The following is a 17030-nucleotide window of genomic DNA, read 5'->3' on the forward strand; positions in this document are numbered from 1 at the left end:
CATGCGACTCACACCACCCCCGCGGCGATTCGAACCGATCGCCGTCGTCGGACAGGGCTGCGTATGGCCCGGCGCGCTCGACCCCGCTGCCTTCTGGGCGAACATCGAGGCCGGCCGGGTGAGCCTGTCGACCGCCCCCGAGGGCCGCGGACACAGCGGACCGGGCGGCTACGTACGGGACTTCGACTCCGTCTTCGACGCCGACGCCTACCTGCTCGGACCCGAGCGGATCACCGGCCTCGACCCGGTGTTCCGGTGGACCCTGCACAGCGCACGCGAGGCGCTCCGCAGCAGCGGGCACGAAAACGGCGGCCCGCTGCCCCGGGCCGGGCTCGTCCTCGGCAACCTGTCCTTCCCGACCGCCGGACACGCCCGGTACGCCGAGCAGGTGTGGCGGGCCCAACAATCGTCGGAGATAAGGGAGTTGTGGGGCGCGTCCGACGGCCCGCGCCCCGATCCCCGCAACCGCTTCTCCTCCGGCCTGCCCGCCCACCTCGCGGCGCGGGCCCTGGGCCTGGGCGCGGGCGCCCACGCACTGGACGCCGCCTGCGCCTCCGCGCTGTACGCCGTCAAGCTCGCCTGCGACCGGCTGCACGACGGCACCGCCGACCTGATGCTGGCGGGCGCCGTCAACCGCGCCGACGACCTCTTCCTCCACCTCGGCTTCCGCGCCCTGTCGGCGATGAGCCGCACCGGCCGCAGCCGGCCCTTCCACCGCGGCGCCGACGGGCTGGTACCGGCCGAGGGCGCGGCCTGCGTCGCCCTGATGCGCCTGCCGGACGCCGTGGCCCAGGACCGGCCGGTCCTCGGAGTGATCCGGGGCATCGGCCTCTCCAACGACGGCCGTACGGGCGGGCTGCTCACGCCCGCCGAGGACGGCCAGGTCCGTGCCATGCGGGCGGCCTACGCGTCGGCGGGGCTCGATCCGCGCACGGTGTCGCTGACCGAGTGCCACGCGACCGGCACCCAGGTCGGCGACGCCGTCGAGATCCGGTCCATGAGCCGGGTGTTCGACGGCTGCGACGGCCTGCCCGTCGGGTCGGTCAAGTCCAACCTCGGCCACCCTGTGACGGCGGCCGGGCTCGCCGGGCTCCTGAAGGTGCTCGGCGCGATGCGGACCGGCATCCGCCCGGCGACCGTCGGCGTCGACGAGCCGACCGACGCCCTGGACGGCACCCCGCTGCGGCTGCTGCGGCGGAACGAGTCCTGGGAGGGGCCGCGCCGGGCGGCCGTGAGCGCGTTCGGGTTCGGCGGGAACAACGCGCATCTGGTCGTCGACGCGTGGGAAGGACGGGCGGACACCCCCGCCCGGACCGCCCCGCTCGTGACACACCCGTCCCGGACCGCGCGCCCGCTCGTGACACACCCGTCCCGCACGTCCCCGTGCCCGGACGCGGCCCCGGACCCGGAAACCGATCCCGTGGCCGTCGTCGCGATCGGTGCCCGGGTCGGTGACGGACACGGCGTCCACGACCTCACCCATGCCCTGCTCACCGGTACCCCCGCCGCCGGGCCCCGCGCCACCGTCGACGTGGAGCTGACCGGTCTCCGCTTCCCGCCCCACGACCTGGAGCGCGCCCACGCCCAGCAGTTGCTCGTGATGGAGGCCGCGCGAGAGGCGGTGCACGGAACCGACCTGCCCGCCGAACGGACCATGGTGCTGGTCGGCATGGGCTGCGACCCCGAGGTCGCCCGGCACAACGCCCGTGCCCGCGCCGGGAGTCGGACCGCCGACGCCTTCGCGCCACCGCTGGACGCGGCCACCGTGCTCGGCACCATGCCCAACGTCGTCGCCAACCGCCTCAACGCCCAACTCGACCTGCGCGGACCGAGCTTCACGGTCAGCGCCGAGGAGGCCTCCGGACTGGTGGCCCTGCACCTCGCCGCCCGGGCCCTGGCCACCGGTGAGGCGGACGCCGCCGTGATCGGTGCCGTGGACCTCTCGCACGAGCCCGTGCACCGGGCAGCGCTCGCCGAACTCGGCATCGACCGTCCGGCCGGGGACGCGGCCGTCGCCCTGGTGCTCAAGCGCCTGAGCGACGCCCGCCACGACGACGACCCCGTGCTGGCACTCCTGACCGAGGACACCCCGGACCCCGCCGACCTGACCGTCGGCGCGCCCACCGGCCCCCGTACCTTCGACCCCGCCGCCCTCTTCGGCGCCCCGCACGCCGCCACCGGCCTGCTCGGGGTCGCCTGCGCCGCCCTCGCGCTGCACCACCGCGCCCTGCCGGGTGCCGTCGGCGAACCGGCCGTCCCCGCCCCCGGTATCCGGACCGCCTCCGTCGTGGTCACCACCCTCGACGCCGCGCCCGCCCGCGCCCGGCTGCGCGCCGTGGACGACACGGACGGCGCCCCCTGGCTTGCCGAACCCGCACCCCGGCTGCACGTCTACTCCGGCGCGGACCTGGCCGGCACCCTCGCCGCCCTCGCGGCCGGACACGAGTCCGACACCGGCCCCGCCCGCCTGGTCATCGTCGCCGCGAGCCCCGAACAGCACGCCGCCCGCGCGGACGCCGCCCGGTGCTGGCTGAACGGTGAGCGCATCCGCCCCGACGGCGTGGCCTACCGCGACCGGCCCCTCGACGGCGAGGTCGCCTTCGTCTACACGAACGGCTCGGCGGCCTACCCGGGCATGGGACGCGACCTCATGCGCGCGTTCCCCGCCGTCACCGCCCGGCTGGAGTCCCGTTGCGGCCCGCTGGCGGACACCGTCGGCTGGGCCTACCGGAGCGCCGCCGACGCCGGCCGTCCGGCGCACGGTCATGTCCTCGACCAGATCTGGGGCGCGGCTCTGCTCGCCCAGTTCCACACCGAGATCACCCGCGGGCTGCTCGGCCTCGCACCGGCCGCCGTACTCGGCTACTCCTCGGGCGAGTCTGCGGCACTGGTCTCCATGGGTGCCTGGCGGGACGTCCGCGCCTTCGTCGCCGATCTGCGCCGCTCGCCGGTCTTCACCGACGGGGTGGTCGGCGGGCTCGAAGCGGTCCGTCGCGCCTGGGCCAAGGCCGGGGTCCGGGGGGACCGGTGGGCGAGTCACATCGTCAACGCCCCGGTGGCCGCCGTACGCGAACTGCTCGGCGACAGCAGGGCCGTGCACCTGATGGCCGTGAACGCGCCCGACGTGTGTGTGGTCGGCGGCGAGGAGAAGGAGTGCGAGCGGCTGCTGGCCGCCCTGCCCACGGGGCATGCCATCCGGCTCGACTACGAGATCGCCGTCCACGCCCCCGAGGTGGAGGAGGTACGTGAGGAGTGGCGGCGGCTTCACCTGCGGCCGACGCACGAGGTTCCTGGCGTCCGTTTCCACACGGGCGCGGCCGGTGCCCGGTACACCCCGACGGCCGAGTCCGCGGCCGACGCGCTCACCGAACAGGCCGTCGGCACCATCGACTTCGAACGCATGGTGGAGAACGCCTACGCCGACGGGGTCCGGGTCTTCGTCGAACACGGCCCGCGCGGCCTGTGCACCGGCTGGATCGACCGCATCCTCGGCGACCGCGACCACCTCGCGGTACCACTGGACGCGTCCGAGGGCCAGGACATCCGCCGACTCGTCCGCACGGCCGCCGAACTCGTCGCCGCGGGCGTCCCCTTGGCCGCGGACGCGCTCTTCGGCCACCTCGCCGCCGTCCCCGCCCGCCGCCGCCCGGACACCCCACGGCTCACCTTCCCGGCCCACCCACCCGCCGTCCGCATCGGCCCGCCGACGGCACCGGCCTCACCGGACGCACCAGCCTCACCGGACGCACCGGCCTCACCGGAGGCAACGGACGGCGAGGTGATGCCCCGGGCGCCCCGGCTGCCGCCCGTCCCGCCGGTGGCGCCCGCCCCCCAACGGTCCGCCACCGGCTCCCAGGAGATGCCCCGCGCGCCCATGCTCCCCGCGACTCTGCCCACCGTCCTCGCCGCCCCCGCCGCTTCGGCCGTCGCGGGCCCGGCCCACCCGGCTGTTCCGGCCGCCGTCGGCCCCGCGGCCCCGGCTGCTGCGGTCCTCGCGACCTCCGCCGCTCCGCCCGCTCCCGCTCCGGTGGCTCCCACGGCCGTCGCCGACACCCCCCTGACTCCTCTCCTGGCAGCAACCACAGCTCACCAGCGGGGACTCGCCTCCGCGTTCGAGGAGTACATGGCCCACCAGGCAGAGGTGCACCAGCACTTCCTGGCCATGCGGCACCGCGCGGAGACCCTCCTGCGCCACGGTGCTCCCACCCCCGTCCAGCCGCCCGCCCTCGTACAGCCGCCGGCTCCCGCGCACCGCCCGGGCCCCCGCTTCACCCGCGAACAGCTGGAACATCTCGCCACCGGCCGCGTCTCCGACCTCTTCGGCCCGCGGTTCGCGCCGCAGGACGACCACCCCCGACAGACCCGGATGCCGCAGCCGCCCATGCTGCTCGCCGACCGCGTCACCGGTATCGACGCGGTGCCCGCCTCCATGGGCACCGGCACCGTCTGGACCGAGACGGACGTGCGGCCGGACAGCTGGTACCTGGACCCCAGCGGCCGGATGCCCGCCGGGCTCATGGTGGAGGCGGGCCAGGCGGACCTGCTGCTCATCAGCTGGCTCGGCGCCGACCTGAACGGGCACGCGGGCGACCGCGTGTACCGCCTGCTGGGCTGCGAGCTGACCTTCCACGGCAGCCCGCCCGCCCCCGGTGAGACCCTCCGTTTCGAGATCCGCATCGTCGGCCACGGCGAACACGACGGTGTCCGGCTGTTCTTCTTCGAGTACGACTGCCATGTCGGCGACGAACTGCGCCTGACCGTCCGCGACGGTCAGGCGGGCTTCTTCACGGACGCGGAACTGGCAGGCACCGGCGGTGTGTTGTGGGACCCGGAGGCCGACGCCCCGGCCGGCCCGCCGCCTCCCCGGCTGCCCGCCGCCGGCCGCGCCTTCGACCGGCGGGCGGTCCGCGCCTTCGCCGACGGCCGTCCCTACCACTGCTTCGGCCCGGGGCTGCGCGCCACCCTCGCGCACGTCCGTACGCCGCGTATCGCCGACGGCCGCATGCTGCTGCTCGGCGAGGTGACCGAACTCGACCCCGCGGGCGGCCCCTGGCAGCGTGGCTACCTGCGCGCCGAGACCCCCGTCGCCCCCGACGACTGGTTCTTCGCGGGTCACTTCAAGAACGACCCCTGCATGCCGGGCACCCTCATGCTGGAGGGCTGCTTCCAGGCGATGTCCTTCTACCTGGCCGCGCTCGGCCTCACCGTCGACCGTGACGGCGGACGTTTCGAACCCGTCCCCGGCACCGCCTCCCCCATGCTGTGCCGAGGCCAGGTCACCCCGTCGAGCCGCCTGCTGACCTACGAGGTGTTCGTCCGCGAACTGGCCGACGGCGGCGAGCCGACCCTGGTCGCCGACGTCCTGTGCACGGTCGACGGGGTGAAGGCGTTCCTCGCCCGGGGCCTGGCCGTACGCCTGGTGCCGGACTGGCCGCTGGCCCACCGGTCGGCGACGGGCGCTCGCGAACTCACCGGGACGGCGCGGCCCGAACCCGCCCTGCTGGCCAGTGCCTGGGGCCGCCCTTCGGAGGCGTTCCCGGAGCTGTACGGCCCGGCGCAGGACGCCCGCCGCGTCCCCCGGCTGCCGGGACCGCCGTACCACTTCGTCACCCGGATCGTCTCCGTCGACGGCCCGCCCGGGGCCATGCGCGCCGGTGTGGCCGTCGTCGCGGAATACGATCTCCGGGCGGACGGCTGGTACTTCGAGCAGAACGACTCTCCCGTGCTGCCCACCGCCGTGCTGATGGAGATCGCCCTGCAACCGTGCGGCTGGCTCGCCTCCTACGTGGGCTGTGCCCTGGCCTCGGAGCGGGACCTGCTGTTCCGCAACCTCGACGGGTCCGCCACCGTCAGCGGGTCGATCGGCCCGGACACCGCCACCGTGCGCACCCGTGCCGAACTGCGGGAGATCTCCCGCGACGGCGACATGGTGATCGTCTCCTTCGACGTGGAATGCGCGGCGGACGGCCGCCCGGTGTTCCGGTCCACGACCGTCTTCGGCTTCTTCCCGCCCGAAGCCTTCGCGGACCAGGCCGGACTGCCGACGACGGCAACCGAACGTTCCCGCCTCGACGAGCCGGGCGCACCGGTCCTCGAACCGGTGTCGGCGACGGGCCCGATGTTGCGCGTGCTGGACCGGGTGACCGGCTTCTGGCCGGACGGCGGGGCGGCCGGTCTGGGTCGGCTGCGCGCCGAGAAGGACGTCGACCCGGGGGAGTGGTTCTTCAAGGCGCACTTCTTCACGGACCCGGTGCAGCCCGGCTCGCTCGGCGTCGAGGCGATGTACCGGCTCCTGCGGACCTATCTGATCGAGACGGGCGCCACCGCCGGGCTACGACGTCCCCGCTTCGAACTCCTCACCGCCGACCGCCCGTTGGCGTGGACGTACCGAGGGCAGGTCGTCCCGGCGAACGAGCGGGTCACGGTGGAGCTGGAGATCCGGGAGCGGGGAGCCGACTTCGCCGTGGCCGAGGCCTGGCTGTGGGTCGACGGGACCCGCATCTACCACGTGCGGGACCTGGGCATACGCGTGGTGGACGACGACGCACCCCACGCGTCCCGTACCACCCATGCCTCGCCGGGCCCGCGCGCGGCCGTCCCCGTCGCTCTCCCGGACGGCCCGTCCGCCGCCGAGACGGTGCTCGACCCCGCCGTCGACACCTGGCTGGCCGACCACCGCCCGACCTGGACGGTGCCGACCCTGCCGGGCATGTGCACCCTCGATCTCCTCGCCAGGGCGGCCCAGGAGTACACCGGGCGGCCTGTCGTGGCCCTGCGGGACGTCCGCCTGCACCGCTGGATCCGGGCCGCGGAACCGGTCCGCCTGCGCACCGAGGTCACTCCCGGCAAGGGCGGACCGGCCGTGACGCTGCTGGCCTGGCGCGAGGCGGCGACCCCCGCCCTCTCCCGTTTCGAGCCCGCGGCGACCGCCACGGTCGTGGTCGGCGCCCGGAGCGACGCCCCGCCCACCCCCTTCGCCCCGCTCGGCGAGGAAGCCGGCCCCGCGGCCGACCCCTACACCGCCGGGACCCTCTTCCACGGCCCCGCCTTTCAGTACCTGGTCGCCGCACGGGAGGTGCCCGGCGCGGCCTCGGGAGTCCTGGACGCGGGCCGCGGCTCGGTCCCGTACGGTCTGCTGCACCCGGGCCTGCTGGACGCGGCGCTGCATGTGATCCCGCACGACCGCCTCGACCGCTGGTCCTCCGCGATCGGCCCGGACATGGCCGCGTTCCCGCACCGCATCGCCTCGTTCGACCTCCACGCACCGATCCCGGCCACCGGAGAGGTACACGTGGCGGCCCGCTTCGCCGGCTTCGACGACGGCGCCCGCCGGCTGCCCGTGTTCGACGTCCAACTCTCCTGCGCGGACCGCCTGCTGGCATCCTTCCGGCTGGTGGAGATCCTCCTCCCGAAGGGACGGGTGGCCGCCGCCGACCCGCTGCCGCGCCGCGCCTTCCTCCGGGACCGCCGCTACGCCGACGGGCTCGGTCTGTCCACGACCGAGCACGGGGTGACCCGGCTGTCGGCGCAGGACGTCGATCGCTTCGACTGGCTGCCGGGCACGGTGAACGACCTCTACGCCCTCCCTCCGGGAACCGGCGCCCGCGACCGGCTGATCCGGATCGCGGTCCAGGACCACATCGCCCGCCGCGCCCGGATCCACCCCTCGGCCGTCTCGCTCAGCCCCGGCCTCAGGACCGGCCGGCCCACCGACCGACCGACCACGACCTACGCGGTCGCGGTCCGCGAGACGGGGGAGAGGGGCGACGAGATCGAGGTGAGGGACGCCACTCCTCGTGAGCGCTGAATGCCGCCCACCATGTTCACGTCCAAGATCTGACGTTTGCGCGTTTCTGCAGCTCAGAGCCATACCCGCGGCGACCGGCTCACCTTCAATGGCACCGTCATCGAGACCGGGGCCGATTCCTACCGGCTCGCCCGGACCAGGGTCCGCGCCGTGCGGAACACCGCGGGCCGAGCCCATCGGCTGGGAGGGGCCGGTGGTCGGCGGGCTGTCAGTGCTTGGATCTATGGTCAGGGCATGACTCCGACAGACCCTGCGACATTGGACCGGACCGGAGCGGGCAGTCGATGACCCGCCATGACCGGGGATTTGTCCGCCATGTCGCGCTCGATTCGCCTGTGGGTGTCGACCGCTACCCCTTCAGTCTGCCGGTCGTCACCCATCTCGCCGGCATGGACAGGCTTGATCTGGACCCCGCGGTGACCTTCCTGGTCGGCGACAACGGCTCGGGCAAGTCCACCTTGATCGAGGCGTTGGCCACGGCCGTCGGGTTCAACGCCGAGGGCGGTTCCAGGTCCTTCCGGTTCGCCAGTCGGTCCACCGAGTCCGATCTGGGTGATCACCTGACTGTTTGCTGGAACCGCAGGCCTCGCACGGGTTTCTTCCTGCGCGCCGAAAGCCTTTACAACGTGGCTACCGAGATCGAGCGGCTGGACGAAGGCTCGGGGGAACTGCTGCGCGCCTACGGCGGCCGTTCTCTGCACGAACGCTCCCACGGCCAGTCGTTCCTGGACCTGCTCCACCACCGTTTCGGCCCGAACGGTCTGTACGTGCTGGACGAACCGGAGGCGGCTCTGTCGGTGCACGGATGCCTGGCGATGATCGTCCGGATCCGGGAACTCCTCGCGCAGGGGTGCCAGTTCGTGGTGGCTACCCATTCGCCGATCCTGCTGGCCATGCCAGGCGCACGGATCCTGCAGATCGAATCCGACGGCACCATCGAGCAGGTGCCATACGACCAGGCCGAGCCTGTCGCTTTGACCCGCGCGTTCGTCAATCACCCTGACCGCTTCCTGGACCGCATGTTCGCCAAGGAGGTGTGAACCAGGCGACTCGACGGCGCTCTCTGCCAGGACACCCAGGGTGAGGCACACACGCGCCGCTCCCCTTCGCCAAGCCACCCGGCCCGCCGCTGGTGGCGCTGAGGCCGGGTGCACAGCGGCCCTGGGAGGATTCAGTACCGCATCAGCTCGGGCTGCCAGGCGCCCGCGGGCTGCTGGTGCAGGTCGAGGTAGGCCTGGGCGAGCACCGCCGGGTCGAAGCGCGCTTCGCCGCCGCCGATGTCCCGCGTGATCGTGACGCTCGTCGCGTGCACCCCTGTGCCCGCCAACTGGTCGTGGAGCACGTGCACATAGGCGCGCAGTGCGGCCTTGCCGACGGACAGGGACGCGTGTTCCTTGGAGGGCGACAGCGCGTAGCCGCCGCCCGTGAACAGCAGACTCCCGCGGCCGCCACGCAGTTCGGGCAGCACGGCGTCGGCCGCGACCCTGGCGCCCAGAACATTGACGGCCGTGACATCGGCCCAGTCCTGGTCGTCACCGCCGAGGGGGGAGTCCTCGCGCCGCACACCGGCGTTGTACACGAGCAGGTCGGGAGCGCCCAGTTCGGTGATCGCACGGTGGATCGCGCCACGCAGGTCGTCGGGGTCGCCGGCGTCGGCGGCGTAGCCGCGGACCTCCTGGCCGGTGGAGGCCAGCTCGGCGGCGTAGGCGCGCAGCTTCACTGCGTCGCGGGCGAGCATGGCGACCGGGTGTCCGGCATGGGCGAACGTACGGGCGATCGCGAGGCCGATGCCGGGTCCGACACCGACGATCACCGCGGTTCCGAGAGTCATGGCGGTCCTTTCAGACGTGGTCCTACTGGTCATGGCCTCAAGGCAACCAACAGCGCGGTCGATGCGGCAGGACGTGTCGAAGGGGGTACTGGCAGGCCCTCTTCAACCGCTTCACCTGTGCTTACTGTGGAGGTATGGACCAGCGCAGCCAGATCCAGGAGTTCCTGGCCTCCCGCCGGGCGCGGATCAGCCCCCAGTCGGTCGGGCTGCCCGTGGCCGGACGCAAGCGCCGGGTGCCCGGGCTGCGCCGCGAGGAGGTCGCCGCGCTGGCCGGGCTCAGCGTCGACTACTACGTCCGGCTGGAGCGCGGTGCCCTCACCAACGCCTCCGACAGCGTCCTGCGGGCCATCGCCCGGGCGCTCCGACTCGACGCCGCCGAGCAGGCCCACCTGGTCGACCTGGCCCGCGCGGGCCGGCCGGCCACCGCATCCCGTCCCCGCCGCACCTCGCCCGCGGCGATCGCCCCGCAGCTGCAGACGGTCCTGGACGCCCTCGTCGGTGTCCCCGCGCTGGTCCGCAGCCCCACCCTCGACATGATCGCCGCCAACTCCCTCGGCCGCGCCCTGTACAGCGTGCTCCCCATCGGTGCGCGCACCGCTCCGAACCTCGCCCGCTTCACGTTCCTCGACCCCCGCGCCCCGCAGTTCTGGCGTGACTGGGACGAAGTCGCCGACGACCTCACCGCCCAGCTGCGGGCTGCCGCCGGCGCGAGCCCGTCGGACCGCGCTCTCACCGATCTCGCCGGCGAACTGTCCACCCGCAGCGACACCTTCCGCGAGCTGTGGGCCCGCCACGACGTACGCGCCCACGGGCGGGGCACCAAACGATTCCAGCACCCGGTCGTGGGCGCGCTCGAACTGCGCTACGACCTCCTCCACCTGGCCGCCGAACCCGGCCTGACGATGATCGCCTACACCGCCGAACCGGGCACGACCTCGCACGACAGCCTGTCGCTCCTCGCCTCCTGGGCAGCGGGCCAGGACCAGGAGACCGAACAGAACCAGACCACGCACTGACACTCGGAGAGGCGCTGGTGCCCCTCACCCTGGATATCGCCCTCTGCGGGGAGAGGCCGCGCGGAGGCTGGTGGCTGCCGTCCCGGAACCCACCGCTAGGACGCGGTGGTTGCCCTGCCGTAGAACTCGGCCGCGGTGACGACGGCGGGAACACCGAGTTCGGCGGCGACCGCGCTGATCGCGGCGTCGCCGGTGGGCAGATCGACTTGGCCGTCGATGGTGAAATGCGGTGCGATGAACGTCTCGTAGTGAGCGCGGACCTCGTCCGCCGTGTGCCCGCCGAGGAACGTCCGCATGTGTCGCACCGTGGTGTCGGGGTCGTCGTGGATCACTTTCAGGGCGCGCCGGTGCGCCCGGAGGACGGCCTGGACCGCGGGGCCGTCCGGGTCGGTGTAGGTGGGGTCGACGGCCAGGCCCACGGTGGGGATCCGGAAGTGGTCTCCGACCCAGGCCGGCACATTCCAGCCGTGTTCGGCGGCCACCGCCTCCGGCGCCATGGTGCTGCCGACCAGGGCGGCGTCGATCTCGCCCTCGCGCAGCCGGCGCAGGTCCATGCCGTAGTCGCCGGGCGGGCGGACGACGGTCTTGATGTCACGGTCCGGGTCCAGGCCTGCCCGGCGCAGCACGATCCTGGTGAAGCAGCCCGGCGCGGTGTGCGGGGCGTGCACCGCCAGCCGTCGGCCGGCCAGGTCGGACAGGGAGGTCAGGCCGGAGCGGGCGAGGAACCAGAACAGCGGCCGGTGGGTGTTGACGTTGAGGGCGACCCAGGGAGTGCCGTCCGTCAGTCGGGACAGCAGCGCCCGGCCGAGCCCGATGGTGGCGCACCGGCGCAACCGCTCCTCGTCCCACGTGCAGCCGTCGCGCAGCGAGACGTGGACGCCCTCGTCGGCGTAGAAGCTCTCCTGGTCGGCGATGTAGGCGGCCAGTTCCTCGTGCAGGCCCCGCCCGACGTAGGCGAGATCGATCGTGTGCATGAGCGCTTGTCCTTGATCGTGTCACCGCCGTGCGCCGGGGCGTCGGCGAGGAGTCAGTACATGGCCATTCCGCCGTTGACCGCGGCCGTGGTGCCCGTCATGAAGGCGTTGTCCTCGGCGGCGTAGAAGGCGACCGCCTGGGCCACATCCGCCGGGTGCGCCAGGCGGCCCAGGGGAGTGGCCGCCACCTGCTGCTGCCTTGTCGCGTCGTCGAGCACGTCATCGGCGGTGCGGGTCTCCACCGGGCCGGGTGCGACGACATTGACCGTGATGCCCTGTGGTCCCAGTTCCTGGGCGAGGTACCGGGCGAACTGCTCCAGCGCGGCCTTGGACGTCCCCAGCGCGATCATGCCCTTCCGGGGCCGGCGGCTGAGGCCGGTACCGAGGTAGACGATGCGTCCCCAGCCCTGTTCGGTCATGGCGGGCAGAACAGCCCTGGTGACCGCGAAAGCGGCGTGCATCTCGGCGTCGAGCTTGCCGCCCAGTTCTTCCCATGTCATGTCCTGGAACGACTTGACCGCGTACGGGATCAGCGCGTTGTGCACCAGTACGTCGATGCCGCCCCAGGCGGCCCCGACCCGCTCCACCAGGCTCTCGACCGCCGCCACCTCGCGTACGTCGGCCTGCACGGCCATGGCCCGGCCACCGGCGGCCTCGATGCCGGCCACCACTTCATCGGCCGCCTCGGCGTTGCTGAGGTAGTTGACGACGACGCGCATCCCGCGCACCGCCAGAAGGCGTGCGGTGGCCGCGCCGATTCCGCTGCTGGCTCCTGTCACCAGTGCCACCCTGCCGGGTGTCCCGGTCATGGGCTCACCTCCTCGTCGTCGTCCCGGGCCGTCGGAATCACCGTCCCGAGTCGTTCGCCGTCGAGCGCGGGACCGGCGGAGCGGATCGCCCCGTGCAGCACCGTGTCGACGGTCGCCCGCAGCAGGTCCGCCGCGGTCCATTCCAGTTCGTACGGCAGCCGGGAGGTGAACAGCCGCTCCAAGGCGCCACGCGTGATCTCACCGAGCAGCTCGGGCGGCACCGACAGCAGTCCCCGCCGGTGACCGTCCCGGAACAACTCGTCGATGCGCCGGTAGATCACCGCGTCCACACGCTGTTCCACGTACCGGCGCAGCATCGCGTCGCCGCCGCGCCCCGTGGCGAGCTGTGCCGCGCCGATCCGCCCGAGCTCGGTGCCCGCCGCGATCAGGAACCGCTGGACCCGCGCGTCGAACGGCTGCCCTTCAGCGTTCTCGGCAGCCGCCACCAGGGTGCGATCCACCGCCGCGAACTGCCGGTCCAGCACCGCGGCCAGCAGGCTGTTCCTGTCCGGGAAGTGACGGTAGATCGTCTTCTTGCTCATCCCCAGCTCACGGGCGAGATCGTCCATGCTCACCCGCGCGGAGCCCGGTGCCAGGAACAACCGGCCGGCCGTCTCGACGATCACCTCGGCACGTTGTTCGTCGGCTGTGGAAACTTTTGAAACGGAATAGGTTTCCATAGTTTTCATCGTGAGCACCTCTCCGCACGCTGTCAAGGCAGGTGCCGCACCTGCTCAGGATCCGTGGCCCGCGTGATCGAGATCGAGGCGTTGCGGGGCCGCGTGAGCCGACGTCCCGTTGTGCCGGTCACGCAGGGAGAAGTCGGCCCGGACGGCCACTCCGGACTGCAGGAACCTCTGGTGGACCAGCGGATCTCGGCCGGGGTGGGAGACCACCACGCTGATACAGCCCTCGGGCAGGCCGGTCACGGCGTACTCGCCCCGCGAGTTCGTCGTGGTCCGCACCAGCTGCCGGCCGCCGGTGTCCATGACGGTCACCGCGGCACGGTGAACGGGCTGCCTTTCAAGGTCGCGGACAGTGCCCTCCAGCATCGGCAACGGCTCGCCGAAGTGGTGCGGATGGACCGGAAGCGCGGTCGGCGCGGGCGCCTCCACGGACGGGTCCTCCACCGGCGGCTCCGGAACGTCCTCCTGCTCGGCCACCGCTCCCCGCCGCCCGGCCACACGGTGGTGCCGCCATGCGTCGAGGCCCAGCAGCGCCATACCAGCGATGATCCACGCGCACAGCACGACGACGGGCCTCAGCACCCCCGCATCGTTGAAGTACATGACTCCTCTCAGGCCGTCGACCGCGTTGCCCAGCGGCATGACGGCGTGCAGGCCCTGGAAGAACCTCGGCAGCAGCGGGACGGGGACGAGACCGCTGGAGGGCACGCTCAGTACGACGTACAGCCCCAGACCCACCAGCGGGAAGAAGTGCTTGACGAAAGGTGCCATGCCGAGGGAGAACGTGGCCACCGCCGTGGTGAGCAGGAACGAGATCGCCAGGGCCGCGGGGGCGTTGGGGAGGAAGCCCAGCCCCACTCCGACGTAGAAACCCGTGACGCTGAAGAGGGCGGCGACGCCCACGACCGTCATCAGTCTCCTGCGCCGGTCGAAGGTCACCGCCCGCAGCAGGGTCGTGGCGAGTATGTAGCCGGGGACGTTCCAGGCGATTCCGAAGTACACCAGGGTCGTGCCGGACCCGTCCTTGCGCATTGTGGGTGCCACGTCCGTGACCGTGAGCCGCTGGTGGTTGTGCGCCGCGAGCTGGGTGAAGCCCTTGGTCAGCGCCTGCTCAAGGGCCACCCCGTTGGCCTTGGCCACATACAGGACGGCGTGTCCGCCCTGTGCGGCGAAGCCTGCGACCGCGTCCCGGTCCAGTACCGCCTGGCGGGCCGCTCGGGCGTCCGTCACGGCGGTGACGTCGAACCGGCCGGGATGCTGCTCCCGCAGAGCGGTGTCGACCCTGCGTTCCACTGTGCGGCCGGCGATCGCGAGTTGCGCGTGGTCGGGCTGGGGCTGGTGAAAGGCCGTGGGGAAGCAGAACAGCAGGCCGAGGAAGAGTACCGCCGGGATGGTGACGGTCTCGGCCAGGGCTCTGGCCGCGGAGATGCCTCGTGGATGCTCGATCCGGTGCTTCACAGGACCACCCCGACCAGTCGCACGATGCTCCTCCTGGCTGTCCGCGCCCGGCCGGCGGGACGGCGTCGTTCGATGAATGTACCGATCGGTACGTCTACGTCGGTTGGACCATACTCGTACCGATCGGTACAGTCAAAGCCGTGCCTCGTCCCGTCAATGCCGAGAAGCGTTCCGAGCTGCTGAAGCAGGTGGTGCACCATCTCCAGCGCGACGGTGTCGCGCAGATGTCGTTGAGTCCGCTCGCCGAGTCGATCGGAACCACCAAGCGCATGCTTCTCTACTACTTCGGCAGCCGCGAGAACCTGCTGGCCCAGGCGCTCGCCACCAGCCGACCCGATGTCCACGCGATGTTCGACGACGTCAGCGACAGCGCCGGACTGCACGCGGCGGCCCATGCCCTGTGGGAAGCGATGACCGTCGGGGAGCAGTCAGGGCCGATCCGTATGCTGCTGCAGCTGCTCAGCCTGGCCGCCACCGATCCGGACCGGTACGGCGAGATCGCGGCCGAGACCGTGGACGTCATGGTCGGCCCCATCGTCGCGGCCTACGTCAGGCTCGGGCACTCGCCGCAGCAGGCGCGGGCCGGGGCCACGCTCCTCGTCTCCGGCCTGCGCGGCTTGTGCCAGGACCGCCTGGTGACGCACGACATCGCCCGTACCGACGAGGCCGCCCGCCGCCTCATCAGCAGCGCGGTCGCGGAACCCGGCGCCCGTCCGGCGTGACAGTCCGGCCGCTCCCGGGCGGCCGGGAGACGCCGGCGTGCGTCTCTCCCCTCGCGATCCGCTGGACCGTCCGGAAAGCCTTCGGGTCAAAGGCGTGCCGATGTACAGTGACGAACGCCCCTGACCTGCAGAAAGCTGGCGGGGAGCCGTCCTTTGGGAGTTGCGAATGCTGCGCACCATGTTCAAGTCAAAGATCCACCGCGCCACCGTCACCCAGGCCGACCTGCACTACGTGGGATCGGTGACCATCGACGTGGACCTCCTCGACGCCGCCGACCTGCTCCCCGGCGAGCTGGTCCACATCGTCGACATCACCAACGGCGCCCGGCTGGAGACGTACGTCATCGAGGGGGAGCGGGGCTCGGGGGTCGTCGGGATCAACGGGGCGGCCGCCCATCTCGTCCACCCCGGCGACCTGGTGATCATCATCAGCTACGCTCAGGTCACCGACGCCGAGGCGCGTACGCTTCGGCCGCGGGTCGTGCACGTCGACCACGGCAACCGGATCGTGGCCCTCGGCGCCGACCCGTCCGAGCCGGTACCGGGGTCGGACCAGCAGCGCAGCCCGCAGGCCGTGTCGGCCTGACCGAGGACCAGGAGGGCGACATGAGCGACATCGAGATCCGTGACGACCGGGCGGCCGGCCGCCTGGAGGCGGTCGCCGGCGACGAGGTCGTCGGGCACATCGAGTACTTCGTCCTGGAGTCGCCCTCCCGGGCCCTCGTCCCCGTCCACACCATCGTGGAGCCGGAGCACGAGGGGAAGGGCATCGCGGGCTCCCTCGCCCGTGAGCTGTACGCGATCTCGGAGCGCGAGGACACCCCGGTGGCCCCGCTCTGCCCGTACGTCGTCAGGTGGGCCGAGCGCCACCCCGACGTGGCGCCCACACCGGACCCCGAGCTGCTGCGCGCGGCGAAGGAGTGGCTGGTCGCCCACCCCGGCCGGTTCTGAGGCCCCGCCCATGCTCGCCCTCCTCCACACCTCGCCCCTGCACATCCCCGTCTTCGACGCCCTGCGCGACGAGCACCACCCGGGTCTGGAGCTACGACACCTCGTGGCACCGGAACTCCTGGCCCGGGCCCGCCGCGAGGGCCCCGAGGCGGTGGCCGGCGACGTCACCGCGGCCCTCCGCCGGGCGGCGGCGAACGCCGATGTCCGGGCCGTGCTCTGCACCTGCTCGACGATCGGCGAGGTCGCCGAGCGGGCCGCCGCCGAGGTGGCCGTACCGGTCGTCCGCGGCGACCGCCCGATGGCCGCCGCCGCGGTGGCAGCGGGCCCCCGCGTCACCGTCCTCGCGACCGTCGAGAGCACCCTGGCCCCCACCCTCGCCCTGATCGAGGACGAGGCCCGCCGCGCGAACCGCCCGGTCCGCGCCCGCGCCCAGCTCGTCCCCGACGCCTGGACCCGCTTCGAGGCCGGCGACACCGAGGGCTGCGCCCGCCTGGTCGCGACCACCGCGGACACCGTCACCGGCACCGACGTGATCGTCCTCGCCCAGGCCTCCATGACCCCGGCCGCCGACCTCACCACCACGACGGTCCCGATCCTGTCCAGCCCCCGCCCCGGCCTGGCCACCGCGGCGAAGGCGGTCCGCCCGGCGTGAGTGCCCGGCCCACCGGTCGGGTAGGTGGCACATAGACCCCCAGAGGCGAAGTCCAGCCACTGGCCGGAGGACACCATGACCACCCCACACCCACCGGACCCCTACCCCACCCCGGTACCCACCC

Annotated in this window: 12 protein-coding genes and 1 pseudogene; 8 read left to right on the plus strand and 5 right to left on the minus strand. The window is 72.8% G+C overall.

The window, feature by feature from the left end; genetic code table 11:
- The first annotated feature begins 1 nt into the window (after position 1).
- The 3 genes and pseudogenes from ACIPSJ_RS33510 to ACIPSJ_RS33520 all read left to right on the plus strand — a co-directional run bounded on the left by ACIPSJ_RS33510 (position 2) and on the right by ACIPSJ_RS33520 (position 8847).
- Positions 2-7807 carry a beta-ketoacyl synthase N-terminal-like domain-containing protein gene (locus ACIPSJ_RS33510; protein WP_401351427.1) on the plus strand — a complete coding sequence of 2602 codons (7806 nt, stop codon included), beginning with the start codon at positions 2-4 and terminating at the stop codon, positions 7805-7807.
- 72 nt (positions 7808-7879) lie between these two features.
- Positions 7880-7972 (plus strand): annotated as a pseudogene (locus ACIPSJ_RS33515) (AAA family ATPase); the annotation flags it as partial.
- A 119-nt stretch (positions 7973-8091) separates the two neighbouring features.
- The gene (locus tag ACIPSJ_RS33520) at positions 8092-8847 is read left to right on the plus strand and encodes an AAA family ATPase (RefSeq protein ID WP_401351429.1); all 756 of its coding nucleotides are present in this window, start codon (positions 8092-8094) and stop codon (positions 8845-8847) included.
- A gap of 131 nt (positions 8848-8978) precedes the next feature.
- Here the strand turns inward: ACIPSJ_RS33520 and ACIPSJ_RS33525 are convergent, their stop codons facing one another.
- Positions 8979-9638 (minus strand): SDR family oxidoreductase, encoded by a 660-nt coding sequence (locus tag ACIPSJ_RS33525; protein ID WP_401351431.1) that lies wholly within the window; start codon positions 9636-9638, stop codon positions 8979-8981.
- Positions 9639-9772: 134 nt separating this feature from the next.
- Between ACIPSJ_RS33525 and ACIPSJ_RS33530 the strand changes: the two genes are divergently transcribed.
- Positions 9773-10654: a helix-turn-helix domain-containing protein gene (locus ACIPSJ_RS33530; protein ID WP_401351433.1), complete on the plus strand. Its 882-nt coding sequence runs from the start codon at positions 9773-9775 to the stop codon at positions 10652-10654.
- 95 nt (positions 10655-10749) lie between these two features.
- Here the strand turns inward: ACIPSJ_RS33530 and ACIPSJ_RS33535 are convergent, their stop codons facing one another.
- From ACIPSJ_RS33535 to ACIPSJ_RS33550, 4 genes are all read right to left on the minus strand, one after another.
- Complete coding sequence (locus ACIPSJ_RS33535) at positions 10750-11628, minus strand: ABC transporter substrate-binding protein (protein ID WP_401351434.1); 879 nt, start codon at positions 11626-11628, stop codon at positions 10750-10752.
- A gap of 53 nt (positions 11629-11681) precedes the next feature.
- Entirely contained in the window at positions 11682-12437 is a 756-nt protein-coding gene (locus ACIPSJ_RS33540; protein ID WP_359222996.1) for an SDR family oxidoreductase, read from the minus strand.
- The gene (locus ACIPSJ_RS33545) at positions 12434-13063 is read right to left on the minus strand and encodes a TetR/AcrR family transcriptional regulator (RefSeq protein WP_401351435.1); all 630 of its coding nucleotides are present in this window, start codon (positions 13061-13063) and stop codon (positions 12434-12436) included. The genes ACIPSJ_RS33540 and ACIPSJ_RS33545 overlap by 4 nt, the downstream gene beginning before the upstream one ends.
- Positions 13064-13171: 108 nt before the next feature.
- Positions 13172-14581 (minus strand): carboxypeptidase regulatory-like domain-containing protein, encoded by a 1410-nt coding sequence (locus tag ACIPSJ_RS33550; protein WP_401351437.1) that lies wholly within the window; start codon positions 14579-14581, stop codon positions 13172-13174.
- 140 nt (positions 14582-14721) lie between these two features.
- Between ACIPSJ_RS33550 and ACIPSJ_RS33555 the strand changes: the two genes are divergently transcribed.
- The 4 genes from ACIPSJ_RS33555 (at position 14722) to ACIPSJ_RS33570 (ending at position 16906) form a co-directional block, all read left to right on the plus strand.
- A complete protein-coding gene (locus tag ACIPSJ_RS33555) occupies positions 14722-15303 on the plus strand; it encodes a TetR/AcrR family transcriptional regulator (RefSeq protein ID WP_359223000.1) in 582 nt (193 codons plus the stop codon).
- 166 nt (positions 15304-15469) lie between these two features.
- Positions 15470-15889 (plus strand): aspartate 1-decarboxylase, encoded by a 420-nt coding sequence (gene panD, locus ACIPSJ_RS33560; protein WP_359223002.1) that lies wholly within the window; start codon positions 15470-15472, stop codon positions 15887-15889.
- A 20-nt stretch (positions 15890-15909) separates the two neighbouring features.
- The gene (locus tag ACIPSJ_RS33565) at positions 15910-16254 is read left to right on the plus strand and encodes a GNAT family N-acetyltransferase (RefSeq protein WP_359223004.1); all 345 of its coding nucleotides are present in this window, start codon (positions 15910-15912) and stop codon (positions 16252-16254) included.
- 10 nt (positions 16255-16264) lie between these two features.
- Positions 16265-16906: an aspartate/glutamate racemase family protein gene (locus tag ACIPSJ_RS33570; RefSeq protein ID WP_401351438.1), complete on the plus strand. Its 642-nt coding sequence runs from the start codon at positions 16265-16267 to the stop codon at positions 16904-16906.
- Positions 16907-17030 lie beyond the last annotated feature (124 nt).

This window comes from Streptomyces sp. NPDC090088, from assembly GCF_044747345.1.
GTDB lineage: Bacteria > Actinomycetota > Actinomycetes > Streptomycetales > Streptomycetaceae > Streptomyces.

Coding starts and splice junctions, on each gene's coding strand:
- ACIPSJ_RS33510 (WP_401351427.1), top strand. CDS start 2: ATGCGACTCACACCACCCCCGCGGCGATTCGAACCGATCGCCGTCGTC.
- ACIPSJ_RS33520 (WP_401351429.1), top strand. CDS start 8,092: ATGACCCGCCATGACCGGGGATTTGTCCGCCATGTCGCGCTCGATTCG.
- ACIPSJ_RS33525 (WP_401351431.1), bottom strand. CDS start 9,638: ATGACTCTCGGAACCGCGGTGATCGTCGGTGTCGGACCCGGCATCGGC.
- ACIPSJ_RS33530 (WP_401351433.1), top strand. CDS start 9,773: ATGGACCAGCGCAGCCAGATCCAGGAGTTCCTGGCCTCCCGCCGGGCG.
- ACIPSJ_RS33535 (WP_401351434.1), bottom strand. CDS start 11,628: ATGCACACGATCGATCTCGCCTACGTCGGGCGGGGCCTGCACGAGGAA.
- ACIPSJ_RS33540 (WP_359222996.1), bottom strand. CDS start 12,437: ATGACCGGGACACCCGGCAGGGTGGCACTGGTGACAGGAGCCAGCAGC.
- panD (WP_359223002.1), top strand. CDS start 15,470: ATGCTGCGCACCATGTTCAAGTCAAAGATCCACCGCGCCACCGTCACC.
- ACIPSJ_RS33565 (WP_359223004.1), top strand. CDS start 15,910: ATGAGCGACATCGAGATCCGTGACGACCGGGCGGCCGGCCGCCTGGAG.
- ACIPSJ_RS33570 (WP_401351438.1), top strand. CDS start 16,265: ATGCTCGCCCTCCTCCACACCTCGCCCCTGCACATCCCCGTCTTCGAC.